The sequence below is a fragment of the Halomarina oriensis genome, from assembly GCF_009791395.1.
In the GTDB taxonomy this organism is placed as follows: Archaea; Halobacteriota; Halobacteria; order Halobacteriales; family Haloarculaceae; genus Halomarina; species Halomarina oriensis.
The window spans coordinates 63,812-84,824 of sequence record NZ_WSZK01000005.1 but is presented as its reverse complement, the minus strand read 5'-3'; the positions used below and the strand labels follow the sequence as shown (position 1 = coordinate 84,824).

Below are 21,013 nucleotides of genomic sequence, written 5' to 3'. Positions count from 1 at the left end.
TCGCATTCTATCTATATAGGATAACCATAGACTGAAAGTGAAGTAGTGGAGCGGGCGGGCGGGAGCACTCCGAGACCGACGGAGTCCTCGTCACGAGAGCGACAACCGGTTTCGGTTTCGCCACCGTCTCTACCCCGAGGATTTTCGAACGCCCGGCGAGAGATACCTCTCATCACCTCTGACTTCGATAGTTTCCTCTGGAAACTCCTCACAAGTGTTCGTCCGTCCGTCCTCGTTCGAGGCTGTTCAGCCCCCGCGGTGGTCCGTCACCACCCCCTCCCTCTCGACGGGTCTCACCGGAAACGTGGTGTGTGTGTCTCGCCCGTCGCCGCCGCTTCGACCCCGGCTTCGACTGCATCGGGTGGAACCGTTCGCCCCGACCGGTGACGGCCGTCGAACCCCTCGTCACCCCATCTCACTCGACCAGACCACGCTCCACTCCACCCCCCCGGCGTCTATCTCGCTTCACTCTCGTCTCACTCCACCACCCGCCGCCTCGACTCCGCCCCCCTCCGTCACACTGCACTACGCCTCCCCCCGGATGCCCCTCCTCGTCGACGACGTATCCCGGCGTTTCACCGGAAACGTGGTGTGTTCGTCCTCTCCGAATCGTCGTGTCCGCCGACGTGTCCACTCGAGCGTCCGTCCGAGGCGATCGGTAGCGTGACCGATTCCGTCGACTGGTCTCTGAGCGGTTTCCCGGTCCGAGCGGTGTTTCACCGGAAACGTGGTGTGTGCGTGCGCGTGGCGGGAGGCGACTCGGACGTCGGGGTTCGTCACTGGGAGGGGCCGGGGGGATCCGTCTGACGAAGATTTAAGTGATTGCGCTCAAACCCGCATAACGACGCGACAGAAGGTCCCTCCACCGAGTCGTCGACTCCGGCCATTCGCAAACCGGACGGCGACTGGCAAGATTATACCAAACTGTTTTGGTTCTACCTTGAAGACGGCTCCGCGTCTCGGAAGATGTGAAGGTCACGAACACATGAACGCAACGGGAGTCACAGAAGCCAAGACGGCTACGACCGAACCGACCGAACCGACCGAACCGGAGACGCTCGCGAAGGACGACCTCTTCCACCTACTGCAGAACGAGCGTCGTCGCCGCGCGGTGACGTTCCTCCTCGACCAGGAAGAGAGCGTCGACATGGGCGACATCGCCGAGCACATCGCTGCACTGGAAAACGACATCTCGATACCGGAACTGTCGTCCGCGCAGCGCAAGCGTGTCTATGTCGGCCTGTACCAGTGTCATCTGCCGAAACTGGACGAGGCCGGTGTCATCGACTACGACAAGAACAGGGGGACGGTCGCCCGGACGCACCTGACCGACAGCCTCGCGCCGTACCTCACGGTCGACGACGGGGAGGCGGACGACGACGTCGCCCCGCCGTCGCTCGACACCGTCCAGTACCCGATGGCCGCGACGGCGGTCGCAGCCGTGTTGACCGCCGCGTCGTGGGCGTCGGTGCTGCCGGCGGCGGGTCTCTGGCTCCCGACCGCACTCACGCTCGCGTTCGGTGTGGCGACGCTGGCGACGGCCGTTCGCTGACCGGCTTCCGACTCCCGTTTTCACAGCAGTGACGCGTTTCCTATCGCTCCTAGCGACCAGCGAGAGCCGCCACGCTCCGGAGTCCGGGGCTCTCGTCGTCCGTCGCTGATCCTCGCGTGACTAATCTTCGCGTGACCGTCGCTCGCCCCCACGGGTTCTCGCTCTCACTGTCACTGCTCGCCCGGAACCGGCGCCCGACGAGGCGAGCCTCGGTCGTCGGGACCACGACGACCGACCCGTGGACGTCCTCCGAACCACTCGTGAGAGGGTCGACCGTGGACCGTCGACGCCCGCGCGACGACCGGGGTCTGTCGAGAATGCCACACTCCATCACTCGGCGGTTCTGCCGACGAAGGCGGAGTAGAACACCACTAACCCCGATTATAAGGTTGATAGCAAAGGTCACGACTGTCGTTGCATCAATCGGTGTCGAAGGATGAATCAGGTACACTCTGCGCGACCGTCTGACTCCCAGCGGCGGTGTAACAACTGTGGCGAATTCGTCACTCGACAGTTCGTCCGTGTGTTCGGTGACAACGCCGACGAGGTCTACGGCTGTCTCAGCTGTGGGACGGCCCGTGACCTCCGAGATGGGAAACAGATCGTCCCGTAACCGACGCTGCGGTCCGTCGTCGCTCGTTCCTGTCGTGGTTCGTCCGGTCGGGTAGGCCGGACGAGCACGCTTTCTGTCCGAACTCGCTCTCATCGACGACGAGTCACTACCGACTACGGCCTGTCCTATCACCTGCTTCCGGTGCCGTCACCGAGATTCCCAGCGCCCCTCTCACGTCGTCGACTCACGGGCACGCCGTGCCGGTCGGTCGTGACGTCGTGCCGGTCGGTCGTGACGTCGTGCCGCCAGCCGTCGCTGACTCGTCCCGTCTCTTCTCTGTCACTGCGCCGTCAGACCTGTTACCGAATCGTCAGCCCCGCCACCGACCGGCCGTCCAGTCACGTGTGGTCGCTCCGACCGCCGTTGCGGTCGCCTCGTCGCGGTCGTACCGGGGTGGTTGGGTGTCCCTTCCGGCCGACCCGTTCGGTGTCGAGCGTCGGGTTCGCACACGGGCGAACGGATATACACTCAATAACAAAGCCCGACTCACACGGATGCGGACGCATGGACCGACCGGACGTGCTGTTTATCATCCTCGATTCGATGCGCCGGGACCGCGTCTCGACGTACGGCCACCACCGTGCGACGACGCCGACGCTCGACGCGCTGGCCGAACGGGCCACGGTGTTCGACAACGCTTTCGCGCCCGCACCGTGGACGCTCCCGTCTCACTGCTCGTTCTTCACGGGTCTCTACCCCTCCGAACACGGCATCACCAACGGGTTCGCCGACCGTGACCTGACGCTCGACGAGGACATCGAGACCGTCGCCCAGCGCCTCGAGCAGGACGGCTACCGGACCGCCGGGTTCTCGAACAACCCGTGGGTCGGGAAGCTCTCGGGGCTGGACCGTGGGTTCGACGAGTACGTCGAGTGGAACCTCGAAATCTCGACGGAGGGCGACGCCGACCTCCACACTCGCCGCGAACAGCTCTACTCGCGCGGGCACAAACTCGTCGGTCACGCCTCCCGTCAGCCGCTGTTCGCGCTCAAGCGGCCCTTCTTCACCGACAGCCTCACCGAGCGCACGAAACGCTGGTTCGAGACGACGAGCGGCGACGGTCGACCGACGTTCACCTTCATGAACCTCATGGAGGCTCACAGCCCGTTTTTCCCGCCGAAGGAGGCGTTCCGCAAACTCGGTCTCAAGCCGCCGAGCGCCATCGAGCCGCGACTCCTCAACACGAAGCTGCTGGCGTACGTCCTCGGCCAGCGCGACATGGACCCCGACGAGCGCGAGCGCGTCCTCCAGTTCTGTGACGCGGCCATCCGCTACCAGGACTCGAAGGTCGCCGCGCTGTTCGCCATGCTGAAAGCGCAGGGCCGGTTCGACGACACGCTCATCGTCGTCGCCGCCGACCACGGCAAGACCCTCGGCGAGTTCGACCGCGACGAGACGCCACCTCACTACTGCCGGGACATCAACGTCAACGTCCCGCTGTGGGTGAAGATGCCGGGTCAGACCGACGCCGACCGTGTTGACTCGCCGGTCAACCTCGTGAACCTCCCGGCGTTGATGGCCGGCGAGACGGACGTCGAGCAGTTCACCGGCGACGACGACGTCGCGCTCACCGAGGACTACGTCCCGCACACGGGCCGGACGAGCACCGACGCGACGCGCTGGCGCATCCTCTCGGACACGGAGTTCAAGTACGTCCGCTCGGACGCGGACGACGAGTACGTCCTCGAACGCTCGGGGGCCGAAAGCGAGTCCGTCGTCGACGCCGACGAGGAGATGCTCGCGGAGGGCCGACGCCGACTCGAGGAGCGTACGGAGTCGCTCCACGAACACGAGGGGTCGGACCAGCCCGGACAGCGTCTCGACGGCGACGTCGAGGCTCAGCTCCGCGATTTGGGCTATCTCTGAGCCTCCGACCCCGCCGGTTTCGACCGCCGGGCGAGGCCGGTACCAGCGAGTGAAACGACCGCAACGAACGACGAGACGGGTGTAGAAGCCGATTAACTATCACCGCCAGAAGTGCTCTATGAGACAACGACCGTGATGTCAACTGATACGATGCGACCCGCCGAGCGAGTCGACCCATGAGTGCGGACCGGGTCGTCGCGCTCGCCGTGGTCCTCGCGTGTATCGTCGCCATGGGAGCGTCAGCGACGACACTCGAATCCTCGCTCTCCTCGGACCCCGACGAAGTCATCGATCTCGACTTCGAGAACGTCCCGTTCGGCAACGACCAGGCCGAGAACGTCAAGAAGGAGATTCAGACGAACAAGGACAACCCCGAACAGCAGGTACAGAAACAGCAACCCGACGAGGACGCCGAACAGGAACAGCCCCAGCCACAACAGCAGCCAAACGACGGGAACCAGGGCGACGGTCCCGGTGATCAGACACCGCTCTGGAAGCAGCTCCTCGACCTGCTGATGGCGCTGTTGCCGTTCGTCCTGGCGCTGCTCGCGCTCCTCGTTCTCGGGGCCATCGTCCGGCGCTACGGGCCGCGCGTCCTCGCGCTGTTCCTCGCACTGTTACCACAGAGCGGGGCTGGGACCGACGGGACGGGGACCGAGTGGGTCGCCGACCCGCGCAACGAGATCGAGCGTGCGTGGCTCGCCATGACCGACCGGGCGGGCATCCAGCGCCCCCGTCAGATGACGACCGCCGAGTGCGCGAGTGCGGCCGTCGCGGCCGGTCTCGACCGCGACGCCGTCGACTCGCTGCGCTCGGTGTTCGAGAACGTCCGGTACGGCACGCAGCCGATCACCGACGAGGACGCTCGTCGCGCCCGCGAGTCGCTCCGGCGGATGAACCTCGGCGGTGAGGTCTGATGGTGTCGTTCAGACGGAGCCTCTGGTATCTGTTCGTCCTGCTGGGCATCCTCGTCTTCGGCGGTGCGCTCGCCGTCGTCCTCGCTCCCGGACTGGGAGAGGCGCTCCCCATCGAGGCGGCCATCGACGCACTCGGGAGCGACTACCTCGTCGTCGCCGGTCTCGGCGTCGTGGCGCTCGGGGTCCTCGTGGTGATGCTCGTCGCGCGGGCGGCCAGCAGCGTCGACGAGGCCGCCCCGCCGGAACCGGAGTACGTCGAACGCGTCCCCGTCCTGGGTGCGGAGTTCGACGACCTCGTCGAGAACGGTCTCGGTCTCCGGGCGACGTACTTCTCGGAGGAACCCGAACGCGTCCGCGACGAGCTCCGTGAACAGGCCATCAGAACGTTGATTCGGAAGCGCGCGCTCGCGCGCGAGGACGCCCGGTCCCTCGTCGAGTCCGGGCGGTGGACCGACGACGAGACCGCGAGCCAGTTCCTCGCGGCCGACGGGGTCGCGCCGCGGTCGGCGCGTGTTCGCGCCGCCGTCCGTGGCGAGTCGTGGCTCCAGTACGGCGCGCGCGCGGCGGCCGACGAAATCGTCGCGCTCGCACGTGAGGACGTCTCGACGTCGAACGGCCGGGAACCGTCGGCGGCCGGCCGGCCCGACCAGGCCGACGACCGGAGAGACGGTCCCGGTCCGACCGGGACGGCCGGAGGTACCTCATGAGTAACGCGACAGCGACCGCCGAGGAGGGGGCGACCGACGGTGCAGTATCGAACTACGGCCAGCGCGTCTCGGCCGCCGAGGACGCCGACGACCTCGTCGTCGAACAGGACCGACGACGGACGGGCCGATGGCGCGGTATCGTCGCCGTCGCCCTGTTCGCCGGGGCGGTCGGTGTCCTCGCCGCTCGTCCGTTCCTGCTGCTCGCGACCGTCCCCGTCGCGGCGTTCGCGGCGTATCCACGCCTGACGGGGTCGCCGAAGCCGACGCTCGCAGTCGAGCGGACCGTCGACGACGACACCCCCGACCGGGGTGCCGACGTGGAGGTCACCGTCCGCATCACCAACACCGGCCGCTGGCCGCTGTCGGACGTCCGGTTCGTCGACGGCGTGCCGCCGATGCTCGCGGTACGTGATGGCTCCCCGCGTCACGCCACGTTCCTCTGGCCGGGCAGCACCACGGAGTTCTCCTACACCGTGGGTGCGGAGTACGGCCGCCACCAGTTCGACCCCGTCACGGCGATGCTCCGTGACGTCTCGGGGGGCACCGAACTCGAAGCGACGGTGGAGTCCGACCCCGCGACGGTGCTGACCTGTACCGACGCCGTCCCCGAGGTTCCGCTGCGCAAGCAGTCTCGACACTCGACGGGCCGCCTGGTCACCGACGACGGTGGGGCTGGTATCGAGTTCCACCGCACGCGCGAGTACCAGAAGGGAGACCCGATGAGCCGTATCGACTGGAAGCGCTACGCGAAGACGGGCGAGTTGACCACCGTCGAGTTCCGCGAGGAACGCGCCGCGACCATCGTCCTGCTCATCGACGCCCGTCAGAGCGCCTACCGCGCCAGCGCCGAGGGCGAACCCCACGGGATGGCGTACAACCTCGCGGGGGCCGAACAGCTCCTGACCGCGCTCGGCGAGACCCGTGACTACGTCGGCCTCGCGGCTATCGGTCGCCAGTTCTGCTGGCTCGCCGCCGGTGTCGGTATCGAACACGAGGTCACCGCCCGCGAACTGCTCGCCACCCATCCGGTGCTCTCGACGGTGCCGCCGGACGAGGAACCGCCGGACCCCGACGAGCAGGCCGCCGAACTCAGGAAACGGCTGTCGGGTGACGCGCAGGTCATCCTGCTCTCGCCGCTGGGCGACGAGTACATCACGTCGCTGGCGCTCACGCTCGAAGCGAACGGCCACCCGGTGACGGTGGTCTCGCCGAACGTCTCCAGTGACGCGTCGGTCGGTGCGCGCCTGGCGAGTGTCGACCGAGAGAACCGCGTCAGTTCGCTCCGACAGGCCGAGATTCCGGTCATCGACTGGACACCGGACCAGCCGCTGGGCACCTCCATCGTCGACGTCATGGAGGTCGAGCAGTGACGAACGTCGTCTACCGCCCGTCACGGGTGAGTTCGGCCATCGCCGTCCTCGCTGCAGCGGGCTGTGTCGCGGCGGTCGGGTCGGTACCCGAGCAGTACACGGGGATCGCCGTCACGCTCGGGGGGGTCCTCGTCCTCGCCCTCGGGACGGCGCTCTACAACCGCGGAATCCGGTTCCTCGGGTTCCCCGTCGCGCTCGTCGGACTGCTCGTCGCGTTCGGCGGGTTCGCCGTCGGCGTCGCCCTCGTCGGGAGCTACCAGGCGTCGCTGACGCTCCGGGGAGAGCTACTGGGTCTGCTCGGTGTCCCGTTCATCGCGCTCGGGGTAGTGCCGCTCTCCCGCCGGCTCTCTCGACGTCTCGTCTCGCTCGGGTTCGCCCTGCTCGTCATCGGCGTCGTCTTCGTCGGCGCGTTCAACGGGACGGGGACCGACCCGCTCCCCCTGCTCGTCGGTATGGTCGCCGCCATCGTCGCGTGGGACGCCGCCGAGCAGGCCATCAACCTCGGCAACCAACTCGGGACCAGGGCTCGGACCTGGCCGAGCGAACTGTCGCACTCCGGTGGAACGACCCTCTTCGGCGGCGTCGGCATCGGCGCGGGCCTGGTGATGATCAACGTCAACGTCACCGACCTGCCGCTGGCGAGCCTCCTGCTCCTGCTCGGCGCGGCGCTCGTGTTGATGGTCGCGCTCTACAAGTAGCGCCGACGGACTCGGCGTGCTGTGTGGGCCGACTCCGACGAGTCCTTCCCCTTCCCTCTCGCGCTCTCCCATCCCCCGAGCAGACCCGCCGGCAGCGCCTCGCCCGCCACTCGCCGAGTGGTGCTCGCCTCGGAGGGACGCTCGACCGTCGACGGTGTTTCTCGCTGTGGAGAAAGTAACAACAATAATGTACTGCTGGCCGAACAGTCCGTCGAATGAACGGGCGTGTCCTGACGGTCCTCGCCGTCGTCAGTCTGCTGGGTGTCGAGACGGTCTGTCCGACGGCGACGAACTCGACCACCAGCGTGGACAGCGCGTCCCGCCCCGGGAGCGCCGTCTGGTCGTCGAAGCGTTCGCCGATGCGCCGTTCGACGACTGGGGACACTTAGAACGGGGACTGACTCGGCTACCGACCCACCAGCTCGTCATGTGACTTCTCGACGAAAGAGCGTCCAAGACGGCCGAGTAGCCACGCTAAACCGACGTCGCCCTCGCTGACGTGATACTCCTCCGGGTCAGTCGTCGCCTGCTGAGGGCTGGCTCTGCTGCTGGGCGGTGTACTGGACGGTCGGCACTTCGATGTTCTCCAGCAGGTCCTCGACGACCGAGCGCTTGCTGACGTTGCCGACGCGGGCGTCGGCGGTGAGCACGAGGCGGTGTGAGAGGACGACCGGGGCGATGGCCTTCACCTCGTCGGGAGTGACGTACGCGCGACCGTTGACGGCTGCGAGCGCACGCGAGGACTCGAACAGGCGCTGGGTCGCACGCGGCGAGACACCGGTCTTGACCCGCGAGTCCTCGCGGGTCGCCCGGCAGAGTCGCGTGATGTAGCGTCGCACGTCCGGGTCGGTGTGGATGCGCTCGGGGGCCTCGCGGAGTGCGGTGGCCTCCTGTTCGTTCGTGACTCGCTGTGCGCCGGGCATCGCCGTATCGCGGTTCGCACGACGGTTGATGATCTCGAGTTCCCCCTCCTCGTCGGGGTAGCCGAGACTCGTCTTGATGATGAAGCGGTCTTTCTGCGCCTCGGGCAGCGGGAACGTCCCCTCCTGTTCGACGGGGTTCTGCGTGGCGATGACGAAGAACGGCTCCGGGAGGGTGTGGGTCGTCCCGTCGACGGTCACCTGTCCCTCCTCCATCGCCTCGAGCAGTGCCGACTGCGTCTTCGGGGAGGCGCGGTTGATCTCGTCGGCCAGCACGATGTTGGCGAAGATGGGGCCGGGCTGGAACTCGAACTCGCGGGTCTTCTCGTTGAAGATGTGGGTCCCGGTGACGTCCGAGGGGAGCAGGTCGGGAGTGAACTGGATGCGCGAGAACGACAGGCCGAGCGCGGTAGCGTACGACCGTGCGGTCAGCGTCTTCCCGGTACCGGGGACGTCCTCGAGCAGGACGTGGCCGCGAGCGAGAAAGCCGGTCAGCACCGTTCGCAACACCTGCCGGTCGGCGATGACCGCACGCGACACCTCGTCGAGGATCGCGTTGCTTCGGGAGTGGACCTCCTGTATCTCCATGGGTTTCCTGTGTAGTCACGGGGCTTTGTTATCATCCGCATACGCACGGGCGTGACCCGATCCCCGCTCGGGGTGGGTCGAACCGTTCGCAATTCGTGACAGTGGCTCTGTGTGTCGACAAACGCCGAAAACCGACAGAAAGAGGCGGAATTCGGGCTGATAACCGTGCTCTCGGGTCGTCCGTAATTCGACGTATAACTTTTATCGGGTGTCGCGTACCGACCTGCGGAGCGTTCACCGACCATGAGTCAGAATCCCAACAGCGGAAACGGTAACGCCGCACAGGGAAGCAACGGCCAGCAGTCTCAGCAGCACACTGCCCAGGGACAGCAGGGCCAGCCCGCCCAGCAGGGCGGCGGTCAGGGAGCGCCACAGAACCAACCCCAGCAGGGTCGGACCCAACAGCCCCCGAGGAGCACGACCGAAGAGGTCGGTAGCTGGTTCACCGAGACGCTCGTTCGCGCGGGCATCCTGGTGATCGGGGTCGCGGTGATGCTGTTCGCTATCGGTCAGGCCGTCGGACTGCGCCTGCTCGAACCGATGGCGGAGTTTTTCACCTCCGGCACTGGTGCGTGGTTCGTCGTGGCGTTCCTCGCGCTCCTGGTGATGATTGCTGCGACCAAGAGTTGGCGGACCGTCAACTGAGGTCACGGCACGACTCACGACTTTTTGGCGTTATCCTCGGTGTAGACCCACCGAGAGCTCTGTACGGGACCGATAACTAAGCACGTGGCAGTCAGAGTATCGACTGCGCCCACCGAGGGTGTTGGACCGCTTGGAGCGCCGCCGGGACCCCACGTGCCATCGTCACTGCCAACCACATTCCCACCCCGTCGGCCCCACGCGCTCATTTTGTCGACAGCTACCGACCGAAGAGACTTCGGAAGATAGTAGTGTCGTGCTCCGAAGCGTTCGTCCCATGAGGGGGATTCGATGAGCATCATCACGTCGCTCGTCCAGCGCTATCGCGGCCCGACTCGGATCTACGAGTGTCGCCGCTGTGGGACGACACTCCGTGCGTCGGACGACGCGTGTGTGGCCTGTGGGGCGTCGTCTATCGCCGTCTACGACGTGTAGCGCTGCGACCGCTCGACGGTCGACCGGGCACGTGGCGGCAAGGGACGTCGAGCGACCGTGCAGCGAACGTGCCGAGGCCACCGTCTCCCGGTCGTCACTCCCGACAGGTCCGTCGCCGTGAGTGTCTAATTACACACTAACTCGACCGGATTTATCTCTCGTCCTCGTGTCGGGTCCGGTATGTCCACTCAGGGGACGACCACCCGAGAGGAGTGGCCGACGTTCGCGCTCGACTTCCAGTTCAACCCCGACGCCGACGAGGGGTTTCCGTCACTCGCGCCCGACGACCTCGTCGTCTACGACCCGTCGAGTCGTCGCTCGTCGTGGCTGACGGCGACCCGCGGAGCGTATCTGGCGCTCGAAGACGTCAGATGAGTCCCGAACACTCCTCGACCGGCGGTGAGCGCCCGCTTCGACGGCCGTCGGGACACCGTCGTCTCGGGTCCGACGGGACGGCTCGGCTCACTGTCCGCTCGGGTGAACAGTCGGTGACTGCTGTGGGTTCTCGTCGGGATTCGTGGCCGTTCACGACGATAGGGATAGCTAAACTGTGTCATACCGCTCCATAACTATAGGACGCTCCGCTGTACGCTGTGGTGTTCAGGGTCGCCAATGAGAGAGGACATCGATACACCACCACAGCGCGAAACCGAGACACAAGAGGGGTCGCTGTTCGCGTGGCCCCGCTTCGAACTCGACTACACGGTCGAGCCGTACGACGACGCGCCCGACCTGTACACCTTCTATCCGCACGACGCCTCCGACGAGGAGATCATCACGCAGTGGATATCGGCCGACGAAGAGGCCATCGTCGACGTCACGGCCGTCCGCTGACGCCGCGTCGTCGACAGCAGCCGACAGCGACCAGTGCTGACAGCGGCGGCCCTCGTCGTCGACGAGGGCGTGGCTCCGACGAGGCGGCCCGACGCCGTCGCTCGCCGATTTGGCTCTCGGAGAGAACGTCCTCCCGTCTACTCCAGGTTCTCCAGGTCGAGCAGGTCACGCTCCCCGTCCGACCGGCCGACGAGGAACTGATAGCCGACCAGTGCGACCAGGCCGACAGCGATGAGGACGGCCGCGATGGCCGGCATCAGGACGTTGGCAGCGACGGCGGCGAGCAACACGACCGCGACCACGCTCAGACCGACGTAGTACCACACGAAGTCGCGCTGTTCGCCTTCCTCGACCGGGAGGTACCGGACGATCTCCTCCGCGCCCTCGGTGAGCGTGACGGTGCCGTCGTCACGGTCGTAGTCGGCGATGCCGAAGTCGTCGAGTTTCGGCAGGTGGGTCTGGTACAGGGAGACGTAGACGCGTCGGCGTGCGGTGTCGTCTAACTCGTCGACGGGTATCTCGTTCTCCCACGCTGCTATCTGCCCGGCGAGTTCGTCGATGGTCGCCGGCTCCGAGCGCGTGTAGAGGTAGTAGAGGATGTACCGGCGACGCGAGTTGCTGAGGATGTTGAACGCGTCGTCGAGCGCCAACTCCGTCTCCTCGGCCATTAGCGTCTCTCGTTGCATTCAGCCTCGGCTTCGTCCTCCCCCTCTCGTTCAGCCACGCTTACGGCACCGCCTCCCTCGGTGGTGGATGCCGATAACGACGTCAACATGGTCTTTACTGGGAGACACTGTCCCTTTGTTACGGACCAGCTATCGGGCCGTAGCGGCCCCCACGAGTCGCTGTGTCCACTCCACCGCTCGGGTTAGCAGCCGACCTGCTGACGGTTGCAGAAGTGAAACCGTCGTGCGGGTCAGCCAACTGACGATTTACTTGGTGACTAACAAAATCGGTTATCCGATATTTTAACACGTCATGCAGATATTCGACCTGACCGGGTTCCAGCGGGACTTACTGTACGTCATCGCTGGACTCGACCGGGCCTCGGGCCAGTCCGTCAAAGAAGAGCTCGAAGCACACACCGGCCGGGAAATCACACATGGGCGTCTCTACCCGAACCTCGACGTGCTCGTCAACCGAGAACTCGTCGAGAAAGGACAGATCGACCGTCGAACGAACTACTACGCGGTGTCGGACACCGGGATGGAGGCCCTGGAGAACCGGCGAGAGTGGGAACAGCAGTACATCAGCTTCGACTGAGTCGCGGCCATAGTAGCCCTATAACAATGCGCCACTGCGGTTTACGAACTCACGATAGCATGTCGTCCGCTCGTCTCACTCACGACGGGAGGGCGGGACCGTGAGCGCTCGTCGCTCGCGCGTCTCGACCATCCCGTTCGACCTCATCCTCGTCTTACTGTATCTCGGGGCCGTCAACGGACTGCTCGCGTCGAACGCACTGGGAGCCCCCGGCAACACGCTGCGTGTGCTGGTGACGCTCCCGCTCGTCGTCTTCGTGCCGGGGTACGCGCTCGCGGCGGCGGCCTTCCCGCGCGCACCGGTCCGTGAACGACGCGGTTCGCTGCTCGACCGGGTGCGCGAGCGCCCCTCGGGCGTCGACACGACCGAACGCGTCGCCCTCGGTCTGGGCCTGTCGCTGGCGCTGCTCCCCGTCGTCGGGTTGCTCGTCGCCTTCGAACCCGGCCCGTTCAGCACCGAGACGTCAATCGTCGGCCTGTCGGGTGCGGCCGCGCTGTTCACGGTCGTCGCCGCGATTCGCCGCTGGCGACTCTCGGCGGACGAACGCTACGGCCCACCCATCGGCTACTGGCGTGCGGTCGCCGGCAGCACGACCGAGGGGTCGCGGACGGACGTGCTCCTCTCGGTGGGCCTCGGTCTCTCCGTCGCCTTCGCACTCGTCGCCGGCGGCTACGCCATCGCCGCGCCGCTGGACGCCCAGGAGTCGAGTTACGTCGGTGCCGGCTATCTCAACGCGACCGGTGACTTCGTCGCCGAGACGCCCGACAACATGGAGGAAGGCGTCTCGCCGGGCACGAGCGTCGATTCGGCGTTCTACGTCAAGAACGCCAAGGACCGCACCGTCGAGTACACCGTCGTCGTGCAGGTCCAGCGCTACGACGACCAGGGGAACCTCCAGCGGGTGAGCGAACTCAACCGCTACCGTCAGGCGCTCGAACCGGGTCAGGAGTGGATCAACCCGCATCAAGCGACGCTCCGACTCCAGGGTGAGAACGTCCGGCTGACGTACCTCCTGTTCGAGGGACCGGTGCCCGCCGGCGCGAGCATCGACTCCCCGGAACTCGAAGCGTACGCGTATCACTCGGTGTCGGTCGGGTCGTCCGAGGACGACTGAGCAGTCGCCGCCCCGGTTCGTTCTGGCCACCACCGCCCTCTTCGACCGACCGCTCCGAGCGTCCGACCCGCTCGGCGCTCTCTCTCTCTCGTCACGTCCCCTTCGAGCAGTCTGACGGCTGCCACGTGGTGCTCCACGGGCGTTCTTCTCTCCTCCCCGACAACGGTCACTGGCGGGCCGAAGTGTCGGCAAACGTCGCCGGTGACGGACGAGTCACCGTCTGAACGACGTTATCGGGTCGCTGACCGACGACAGCGGTGTCTTAGGCGATTCCCTATCCGATTTACTACGACCCTATCCTGCGGCTGTTTCGGGTCGTCTTGCTTGCAAGTTCCACATAACAAAGCGTCACACAACGGTGTACTCTAGTAGCCGAGCTCGCCCCACGAGGCGGCGAGGTCCGAACACATCCATGCAGCACGCACACGAACTACGGACGAGAGGCGGTCAGTCGCACGTCGACACCGCCGACGATGTCGCCGTCACGACGGCGAGTGGTGACGATGTACCGTAACAACTCCATCGGCGTCGTCGTTCCGGCGTACAACGAGGCCGGACTCGTCGGGGACGTCATCGAGACGATTCCCGACTACGTCGACCGGGCCTACGTCATCGACGACCGCTCGACCGACGAGACGTGGACGGAGATTCAGGAGGCTGCAGCCCGCGTCAACCGCCGTCGCACCGAGGAGACCAGCATCGACGCCAGGGCGACCGTGCCCCTCGCCACCGCTTCGGAGTCCGAGACGACGCTCACGGACGGCGGACAGAACCCCGTCGGTCCGGTCGTCCCGCTCCGGAACGAGCGGAACATGGGCCGTGGCGCGAGCGTCAAGCGCGGGTTCGAGCACGCGCTCGCCGACGACATCGACGTCGTCGCCATGATGGATGGCGACGGCCAGATGGACCCGGAGGTACTCGACCACCTGCTCGACCCCATCGTCGAAGACCGGGCGGACTACACGAAGGGCAACCGCCTGATGGCCGGCGGCGGCTGGGCGGGTATGTCCCGCTTCCGCCTGTTCGGGAACCACGTGCTCTCGTTCCTGACGAAGTTCTCGACGGGGTACTGGGCGGTTGGTGACTCTCAGAACGGCTACGCCGCCATCTCCAGCGAGATGCTGCGTCGACTGGACATCGACGGTCTGTACGCCGACTACGGCTTCGAGAACGACATCCTGGCGAAGCTGAACCTGCTCGACGCCCGCGTCGCCGACGTCCCGCATCCGGCGGTGTACGGCAACGAGACGAGCACCATCCGCTACGAGACGTTCATCCCGCGGGTGTCGGTGCTGCTCGCGCGCAACTTCGGCCGGCGGGTCGAGTCGAAGTACCTCCGTGGGGGGTTCCACCCCATCGCGCTGTGCTACGCGTTCGCCGTCGCCGCCCTGCTCGTCGGCGTCGTCAGCACCGCCTACTCGTTCGTGCTCTGGGCACAGGGGTCGCTCGTCCCGGCGCTCGTCTCGTCGCTCGCCCTCCTGGTCGGCGGCCTGCTGCTCGTCGCCGCCCTCGCGTTCGACGTCCGACTCAACGCCCACCTGGCGGCCGAGGCCGAGTGACGGCGTATCGCTAGTGAGAACTACCCTCACGACTAATCGACGGCTATCGGACGTGCCGAACGGTAACGCCACGGTAACAAAGCCGCCACATCTGCTGTGATGACGAAAGCAATGACCCCGCCACCGGAGGAGAGACGATGAAGTACGAGGACACGACGCGACGTCGTCGCTCGAAGCTCCTCCTCATCGTCGGCTTCCTCGCCCTCGCGTTCGCCATCGTCAGAGCGCACTTCGCGCCCGCACAGGGGTACGAGCTCTCCATCTACGGGGCGACCCCCATCACGGTCTGGCTCGGCATGGCGATCGCGCTCGTCGTCGCCGTCGGCGTCACCGCGCTCCGACCGAAGGGGTGGCTCGTGCCGACGGCGCTGGTCCTCGCCATCCTCGCCGTGGCGCTGCTCATCTTCATGCCGACGGTCCGTGGCTACTACGGCTACGGGCAGGCCGACGCCCTCACACACCTCGGCTGGGCGCGTGGCATCGTCTCCGGCGAGATGGGGGCGATGGACATCTTCTACCCCGGCGGCCACAGCGCCGTCGGTCTCATCACCGCCATCACCGGGCTGACCGTCCCGAAGTCGATGATGCTGTTCGTCCAACTGCTCTCGCTGGGCTTTCTCGTCTTCGTCCCGCTGACCGTGCGGATGCTGGTCGACGACCTCGCGGGGACGGCCATCGCCGTCTTCGCGGCGTGTCTGTTCATGCCGGTCACGAACATCTCGACGTACCTCGACTTCCACCCGTACTCGCTGGCGACGTTCTTCTTCCCCGTCGTGCTGTTCCTGCTGTTCGAGTATCTCTCGCGGCGCTCGCGGGGCCTCGCCAACGGCTTCACCGCGACCGGTTTCCTGCTGTTCTTGAGCGCGGTCGCCTCCATCGTGATACACGGGCAGGTCGCGCTCAACGTGCTCATCCTGTTCGGGACCATCGCCCTCGTACAGAAGTTCCACGGCATCCTCCCCGGAGGCAGTGCGTTCGCCGAGGCCCGCTCGCTGGTCGCACCGACCGTGCTGTTCGCGGGCTTCTACGTCCTCTGGGCGAGTCGCTACGAGATCGTCTACCGGATGTTCGGGCGGGTGTACGACTCCGTCTATCGGTACATCTTCATCGGCGGGGAGACCTGTGAGACCTGTGGCAACCGCGCCGCCTCGGCGTCCGATGCGGGCGTGAACGTCATCGAACTGTTCATGAAGCTGTTCTTCGTGAAGTCGGTGTTCGTCGCCCTCGCGGCCATCCTCGTGCTGGTGGCGCTCGCCGGTCGCCTCGACGACGGCACCGGTTCCAGCGAGCGCAACGAGGCCGTCACGTACTTCGCGTACAGTGGGCTCGTCCTCGGTCCGTTCTTCCTCGCACACTTCGTCGGGAGCGTCTCGCGGTACTTCTTCCGACACGTCGGGTTCGCCATGGTCATCGCCACCATCCTCGGGGCGGTGATGCTCCACTCGTTCTACCGCGCCGTCTCGACGGGCCAGTACGAGCGGACGATACGCGTGGTCGCGGCCATCGCCATCCTGGGGGGGCTGCTGCTGTCGTTGCTGGTGGTGTTCCCCTCGCCGTACGTCTCGCTGACCACCAACGGCGTCAGCGAGCAGATGTCCGACGGCTACGAGACGGGCTTCCAGTACGACAACAACGAGGCGCGCTGGACCGGTCTCCGGTCGGGTCCCGAACGCTACGAGGACGCGCTCCGCGCGCCACACGTTCTGAAGTACGACGCACCGAGCAACCAGAACTTCACCGACAACGAACTCACGTCGTACGCGGGCAGACCGTACTATCTCGTGATAACGGAGTACGACCAGAAGAAGGAGGTCGGCGCGTACGAGGAGGTCCGCTACACGCAGGAGGGCTTCGACTCGATAGAGGAGGAGGCGGGAATCAGTCGAGTGATGAGCAACGGTGAGTTCACGCTCTACTACGTCGACTCCGACCAGCAGGCTCAGCAGAACACCGACGGCGGCGACGGGGACACCGACGACGCCGCTGGTGACGACGGGTCGAGCGACGAGGGGGAGGCCGATGGCGGAGAGGACGCCGCCTCCGACCCGACCGCTACGCCCGAACCGGAAGGGACGCCCATCCCCGAGGTGACGCCCGAACAGACGGACGCGCCGAACGACGGCGGTGACGACGGGGAGGCGGACGACGGCGAGACGGCCGACGACACGACGGGCGATGACGGCGCTGACACCGGCGACGGGACGGGCGACGGTGCTGGGGCCGGTGACGGGACGGACGGTGGCGCCGGAGACGGCGGTGGCACAGACGACGGTGCCGGAACCGACGACGGGACCGCGGGCGACGGCAGCGGTGACGACGGCGCAGGGACCGGTGACGGTGACGCTGGCGCTGGCGGCGGTGCCGACAACACCACCGACGGCGGTGACGCGGGGACTGGCGGTGGTACCACGGACGGGCCGACCACCGGCGGGAACGGGACGGGCGGGAACACCACCGGGTCGCTCGCGGACGCCCTCCTCGGGGCGCGAAGCCCGGTCTGAGCGGGCACGTCGCACCGTCGCACGGGAACAGGCGTAGCGGACTTCTACGGCCAGGATAATACAGTTGCCCGCAATTCTTTTTATGGTAAGGATATGCTTTCGTCCTGTATGGCACACGACGCGGCACCCGAACCGGAAAGCGAAGAAGACGGTAGCGAGACGGCCTCTAGCGGGCGTAAATCATTGCTTAACAGGCGTTCGTACATGAAGCTGAGTGCGGCTGCGGCGGCCGCGATGGGGACGGCGGCGGCCACCGGCACGGCCGCGGCGGCGGCCTCCCGACACGGCATCTCGTTCGACCGTGTCGTGAACGCGGTCGAGGACCTCGGCTGGGACCCCAACGGGGACCGGGAGATCAGCGTCCCGACCGACGACGGACTCCTCATCGAGGTCCCCGCGGGCGAGTACGTCTTCCGTGGCTCGGGCGACAAGACCGGTCCCGTCCAGGGGAGCCTCACCAACTGGGGCATCCGTGGACTGGGTGACGAACCGAGCGACGTCGTCTTCCGCACCTCGAACGGGAAGTCCGGTCGCTTCATCAACTCCCGACCGAGTTCCGACGGCCTCCTCGTCGAGAACCTGACGTTCGACAACACCGACGACCGGACCGGTGGGGACATCGGGAACGCGCTCCGTGCGGCGGACAACCTCGAGGTCCACGACGTCGACCACATCGGGTTCTCCGGGCGCGAACCGTACTGCCGCTGGTCCATCATGCCGTTCATCAGCACCGCCGGCGGCGTCGGGAACATCGTCAACTACTCCAAGACCGGGCCGTCCGTCTTCGCCGGCCACGGCTCCTCGGACGGCGGTGGCGGCGTCTTCAACGCTCACGAGGGACGGCTGAACTTCAAGGACTGTACCATCGCCAACCAGGGCGGCGACGGTGGCCTCTACACCGGGAAGCACCCCGGCAAGATCGTCTTCGACGGCTGTCACTTCGAGAACAACGACATGGCCGTCATCCGCACCGGTGCGGGTTCGGAACTGCGCAACTGCACCATCCTGATGGACTGGGACAACGCGCACCCCGACAACGTCATCGACCACAGCGACTACCCGACGGGGACGAACGGCGTCTACTTCTCCAGCGCCCAGTTCGGCAAGTCCGGCGGCGGCATCTACGACACCGACGTCATCATCAAATCGACGTACAAGCCCGGACAGGCCGGTATCACCATCAACAACTCCGAGGGGAACTTCGAGATTCACGACACGCGCGTCCAGGTCGACGTCGACAACATGCCCGGCATCTGGTGTCGTGACCCCGGCAACCAGCGACTCTCCGCACACAAGACGCCCTCGAAGCCGTGGGACATCGACATCCGGAACGTGAGCGTCACCGGCAGCGGTGACATGGACGGCAAGGGCGCTATCGTCCTCGACCGTCGGCACGGCTCGACCATCACCGACAGCTGTGTCCAGGTCGACGGCAACGCGGACGGTATCTGCATTCGGAACGCACGGAACTGCACAGTCCAGAACACCAACATCAACGTCGGCGGTCGGGCGACCGTCTTCGGCAGCAGTTCGGTCGACACGAGCGGCATCTCCCAGAGCGACGGCTGTCCACTGCCGAGCATGGGCGGCTCGTCCGACGCATCGGACGGTTCGGACGACGGCGACGACTCGGACTCGGGAGCGTCGTCCCCGGTCGACGGCTCGAACGACGGCGAGCAGTCGTTGCTCGTCGAGGGGATCGGCGAGTTCACGCGCTACGCCTTCGAGTGCAGCCACGAACTCAGACCCGACCCGGAGAACCCACCCGAGAGCGAGATCAACGGCAAGACGGCCAAGGGCATCGTCGCCGGGAGCAACGACGGGTTCCTCTTCGACGGCGCGGGCGAGGTGACGACCTTCGAGTTCGAGACGGGGAGCGCGAACGTCTACGTCAACGGCGAGCGGGTCGCACCCGAGGACGTCCCCGAGGCGACGAGGCGGGACGACGGCTCGTCGAGCGACGACGGTTCGTCCGACGACGGTGACGACTCCGCCTCGGACGGTGACAGCAGCACGCCGAGCGAGTACGAACTCGAGGTCGTCGGCCGTGGCGACTACACGCGCTATCAGTTCAGCGTCACCGGCGGCATCGTGTCGCTGGAAGACGGCGAAGAGGCGCCCAACGGCGCGTCGAGCGTGAAGGGCCACCTCGCCGGTGGCGTCGACCCGTACCGCATCACGGGTGCGGTCGAGTCCTTCGAGTTCACGCGCCGCGAGGCGGACCTCCGACTGGACGGCGAGGCGGTCACGCCGGACGAACTCGTCGAGAAGACCCAGCAGACCACCGACGACGGCTCGGACGATTCGGACGATTCGACCGGCGACTCCGGTGGTTCGGACAGTGGCTCCGGTGGTTCGGACGGTGGTGACGACTCGGACGACGGTGACACGGGTCACGGCGGTACGAGCGACGGCCCCCACGAACTGCTCATCCTCGGCAACGGCGACTACGCCCGTTACCGCGTCGAGGTGTCGGAGGGTATCTACTCGAAAGAAGACGGCGAGGAGACGCCCAACGGCGGGTCGAGCGTCACCGGTCACGTCGCCGGCGGCAAGGACCTCTTCGAGTTCACGGGTGAGGTGACCGACTTCGAGTTCGAGACGGGCACTGCGACGGTCTACCTCGACAACGAGCGTGTCGACCCGCAGTCGCTCGTCGACGCCGAGGGACTACCGGAGAACACCGTCTCCATCGTCGGTGCCCCCGACGAGGTCGCCTCCTACCGGTTCACGACCGACGGCTCGGTCGTCGTCAACCCCGATAAGGGTACGTTCGACGCCGCGGACAACATCTCCGAGAAGAGCGCGGAGGGGGCCGTCACCGGCGGCGGTGTCGACAGCTACCGGTTCTCGGGGTCCATCACGGACTTCTCGCTCACCGGGACGGCGGCGGTCTACGTCAACGGCACGCAGGTCAGCCCCGACCTGCTCGGTACGGGCGAGGACGCACGACTCCTCGACCTCATCGTCGTGGACGGGACGGGTTCGAGTGGTCGCTGTGACTACCGGTTCTCCGTGGACGGCCACGTCGCCAAGAGCCTCGAACTCGGCACGGTCGAGGCCGAAGACACCATCGAGGGCGGCACGGTGACCGGCACCGTCGAGGGCGAGCGCGACGCCTACCGCTTCGCCGGGACGCTGACCGGCTTCGACATGGACGGGTCGGCGACCCTCCGGTTCCAGAGTAACTGAGCTGTCTGAGAACCGTCACCACTCGCCGCGCTGTGCCCCTGTTACGTCGAACATAACGCTGTTCTCTCGCCTCTCCGACCGGTAGCGGCGGCGTCCCGTCGCTCGTCGGTGTCGCCACGAGCCTCCGATTCCCGTCGGTTCGTCGGTCGCTGTCGCGGACCATCACGGTTGCTCGTGGCGACAGGCGAGTCATAACAAAGGGCCGGTCTGCCGGATATACAGCCAGATGACGATGTCACGGC

Annotated in this window: 19 protein-coding genes; 17 read left to right on the top strand and 2 right to left on the bottom strand. The window is 66.4% G+C overall.

Going from position 1 to position 21,013, the window contains the following annotated elements:
- The first annotated feature begins 985 nt into the window (after nt 1-985).
- From GQS65_RS01775 to GQS65_RS01745, 8 genes are all read left to right on the top strand, one after another.
- A complete protein-coding gene (locus GQS65_RS01775) occupies nt 986-1,552 on the top strand; it encodes a DUF7344 domain-containing protein (protein ID WP_158202958.1) in 567 nt (188 codons plus the stop codon).
- Between the two features lie 436 nt (nt 1,553-1,988).
- Nucleotides 1,989-2,165: a DUF7563 family protein gene (locus tag GQS65_RS22265; protein WP_449271785.1), complete on the top strand. Its 177-nt coding sequence runs from the start codon at nt 1,989-1,991 to the stop codon at nt 2,163-2,165.
- A gap of 504 nt (nt 2,166-2,669) precedes the next feature.
- Complete coding sequence (locus tag GQS65_RS01770) at nt 2,670-4,031, top strand: sulfatase (RefSeq protein WP_158202957.1); 1,362 nt, start codon at nt 2,670-2,672, stop codon at nt 4,029-4,031.
- 176 nt (nt 4,032-4,207) lie between these two features.
- Entirely contained in the window at nt 4,208-4,948 is a 741-nt protein-coding gene (locus GQS65_RS21530; RefSeq protein WP_158202956.1) for a DUF4129 domain-containing protein, read from the top strand.
- Nucleotides 4,948-5,655, top strand: a complete 708-nt coding sequence (locus tag GQS65_RS01760; RefSeq protein ID WP_158202955.1) for a DUF7269 family protein — start codon at nt 4,948-4,950, stop codon at nt 5,653-5,655. The genes GQS65_RS21530 and GQS65_RS01760 overlap by 1 nt, the downstream gene beginning before the upstream one ends.
- Entirely contained in the window at nt 5,652-7,025 is a 1,374-nt protein-coding gene (locus GQS65_RS01755) for a DUF58 domain-containing protein (RefSeq protein WP_158202954.1), read from the top strand. Before GQS65_RS01760 ends, GQS65_RS01755 begins: the two co-directional genes overlap by 4 nt.
- Nucleotides 7,022-7,723 carry a DUF7519 family protein gene (locus GQS65_RS01750; protein WP_158202953.1) on the top strand — a complete coding sequence of 234 codons (702 nt, stop codon included), beginning with the start codon at nt 7,022-7,024 and terminating at the stop codon, nt 7,721-7,723. Before GQS65_RS01755 ends, GQS65_RS01750 begins: the two co-directional genes overlap by 4 nt.
- 215 nt (nt 7,724-7,938) lie before the next feature.
- On the top strand, nt 7,939-8,112 hold the full coding sequence (locus GQS65_RS01745; RefSeq protein ID WP_158202952.1) for a hypothetical protein: 174 nt from the start codon (nt 7,939-7,941) through the stop codon (nt 8,110-8,112).
- Between the two features lie 126 nt (nt 8,113-8,238).
- On the opposite strand, the gene GQS65_RS01740 is transcribed toward GQS65_RS01745, so the two are convergent.
- Nucleotides 8,239-9,231: an AAA family ATPase gene (locus tag GQS65_RS01740; protein WP_158202951.1), complete on the bottom strand. Its 993-nt coding sequence runs from the start codon at nt 9,229-9,231 to the stop codon at nt 8,239-8,241.
- Nucleotides 9,232-9,474: 243 nt separating this feature from the next.
- On the opposite strand from GQS65_RS01740, the gene GQS65_RS01735 reads away from it, so the two are divergent.
- The 4 genes from GQS65_RS01735 to GQS65_RS01725 all read left to right on the top strand — a co-directional run bounded on the left by GQS65_RS01735 (nt 9,475) and on the right by GQS65_RS01725 (nt 11,142).
- Complete coding sequence (locus tag GQS65_RS01735) at nt 9,475-9,876, top strand: hypothetical protein (protein WP_158202950.1); 402 nt, start codon at nt 9,475-9,477, stop codon at nt 9,874-9,876.
- A gap of 288 nt (nt 9,877-10,164) precedes the next feature.
- Nucleotides 10,165-10,308: a hypothetical protein gene (locus tag GQS65_RS21305; protein ID WP_199268382.1), complete on the top strand. Its 144-nt coding sequence runs from the start codon at nt 10,165-10,167 to the stop codon at nt 10,306-10,308.
- A 180-nt stretch (nt 10,309-10,488) separates the two neighbouring features.
- Nucleotides 10,489-10,683 carry a hypothetical protein gene (locus tag GQS65_RS01730; RefSeq protein ID WP_158202949.1) on the top strand — a complete coding sequence of 65 codons (195 nt, stop codon included), beginning with the start codon at nt 10,489-10,491 and terminating at the stop codon, nt 10,681-10,683.
- A gap of 237 nt (nt 10,684-10,920) precedes the next feature.
- Nucleotides 10,921-11,142, top strand: coding sequence for a DUF7511 domain-containing protein (locus GQS65_RS01725; protein ID WP_158202948.1), 222 nt, complete (start codon nt 10,921-10,923; stop codon nt 11,140-11,142).
- 137 nt (nt 11,143-11,279) lie between these two features.
- On the opposite strand, the gene GQS65_RS01720 is transcribed toward GQS65_RS01725, so the two are convergent.
- Nucleotides 11,280-11,828 carry a DUF7344 domain-containing protein gene (locus tag GQS65_RS01720; protein ID WP_158202947.1) on the bottom strand — a complete coding sequence of 183 codons (549 nt, stop codon included), beginning with the start codon at nt 11,826-11,828 and terminating at the stop codon, nt 11,280-11,282.
- 298 nt (nt 11,829-12,126) lie between these two features.
- Here GQS65_RS01720 and GQS65_RS01715 point away from each other — a divergent pair, with 298 nt between their 5' ends.
- From GQS65_RS01715 to GQS65_RS01695, 5 genes are all read left to right on the top strand, one after another.
- On the top strand, nt 12,127-12,405 hold the full coding sequence (locus GQS65_RS01715; protein WP_368279756.1) for a helix-turn-helix transcriptional regulator: 279 nt from the start codon (nt 12,127-12,129) through the stop codon (nt 12,403-12,405).
- 100 nt (nt 12,406-12,505) lie between these two features.
- Entirely contained in the window at nt 12,506-13,519 is a 1,014-nt protein-coding gene (locus GQS65_RS01710; RefSeq protein WP_158202945.1) for a DUF1616 domain-containing protein, read from the top strand.
- Nucleotides 13,520-14,022: 503 nt separating this feature from the next.
- Nucleotides 14,023-15,078 (top strand): glycosyltransferase family 2 protein, encoded by a 1,056-nt coding sequence (locus tag GQS65_RS01705; protein WP_158202944.1) that lies wholly within the window; start codon nt 14,023-14,025, stop codon nt 15,076-15,078.
- Nucleotides 15,079-15,215: 137 nt separating this feature from the next.
- Nucleotides 15,216-17,579, top strand: a complete 2,364-nt coding sequence (locus GQS65_RS01700) for a hypothetical protein (protein ID WP_158202943.1) — start codon at nt 15,216-15,218, stop codon at nt 17,577-17,579.
- 204 nt (nt 17,580-17,783) lie between these two features.
- Nucleotides 17,784-20,771 (top strand): hypothetical protein, encoded by a 2,988-nt coding sequence (locus GQS65_RS01695; protein ID WP_158202942.1) that lies wholly within the window; start codon nt 17,784-17,786, stop codon nt 20,769-20,771.
- Nucleotides 20,772-21,013 lie beyond the last annotated feature (242 nt).

What these genes read in the sequence shown, in the direction of transcription:
- GQS65_RS01775 (WP_158202958.1), top strand. Translation starts at nt 986, where the DNA reads ATGAACGCAACGGGAGTCACAGAAGCCAAGACGGCTACGACCGAACCG.
- GQS65_RS22265 (WP_449271785.1), top strand. Translation starts at nt 1,989, where the DNA reads ATGAATCAGGTACACTCTGCGCGACCGTCTGACTCCCAGCGGCGGTGT.
- GQS65_RS01770 (WP_158202957.1), top strand. Translation starts at nt 2,670, where the DNA reads ATGGACCGACCGGACGTGCTGTTTATCATCCTCGATTCGATGCGCCGG.
- GQS65_RS21530 (WP_158202956.1), top strand. Translation starts at nt 4,208, where the DNA reads ATGAGTGCGGACCGGGTCGTCGCGCTCGCCGTGGTCCTCGCGTGTATC.
- GQS65_RS01760 (WP_158202955.1), top strand. Translation starts at nt 4,948, where the DNA reads ATGGTGTCGTTCAGACGGAGCCTCTGGTATCTGTTCGTCCTGCTGGGC.
- GQS65_RS01755 (WP_158202954.1), top strand. Translation starts at nt 5,652, where the DNA reads ATGAGTAACGCGACAGCGACCGCCGAGGAGGGGGCGACCGACGGTGCA.
- GQS65_RS01745 (WP_158202952.1), top strand. Translation starts at nt 7,939, where the DNA reads ATGAACGGGCGTGTCCTGACGGTCCTCGCCGTCGTCAGTCTGCTGGGT.
- GQS65_RS01740 (WP_158202951.1), bottom strand. Translation starts at nt 9,231, where the DNA reads ATGGAGATACAGGAGGTCCACTCCCGAAGCAACGCGATCCTCGACGAG.
- GQS65_RS01735 (WP_158202950.1), top strand. Translation starts at nt 9,475, where the DNA reads ATGAGTCAGAATCCCAACAGCGGAAACGGTAACGCCGCACAGGGAAGC.
- GQS65_RS21305 (WP_199268382.1), top strand. Translation starts at nt 10,165, where the DNA reads ATGAGCATCATCACGTCGCTCGTCCAGCGCTATCGCGGCCCGACTCGG.
- GQS65_RS01730 (WP_158202949.1), top strand. Translation starts at nt 10,489, where the DNA reads ATGTCCACTCAGGGGACGACCACCCGAGAGGAGTGGCCGACGTTCGCG.
- GQS65_RS01725 (WP_158202948.1), top strand. Translation starts at nt 10,921, where the DNA reads ATGAGAGAGGACATCGATACACCACCACAGCGCGAAACCGAGACACAA.
- GQS65_RS01720 (WP_158202947.1), bottom strand. Translation starts at nt 11,828, where the DNA reads ATGCAACGAGAGACGCTAATGGCCGAGGAGACGGAGTTGGCGCTCGAC.
- GQS65_RS01705 (WP_158202944.1), top strand. Translation starts at nt 14,023, where the DNA reads ATGTACCGTAACAACTCCATCGGCGTCGTCGTTCCGGCGTACAACGAG.
- GQS65_RS01700 (WP_158202943.1), top strand. Translation starts at nt 15,216, where the DNA reads ATGAAGTACGAGGACACGACGCGACGTCGTCGCTCGAAGCTCCTCCTC.
- GQS65_RS01695 (WP_158202942.1), top strand. Translation starts at nt 17,784, where the DNA reads ATGAAGCTGAGTGCGGCTGCGGCGGCCGCGATGGGGACGGCGGCGGCC.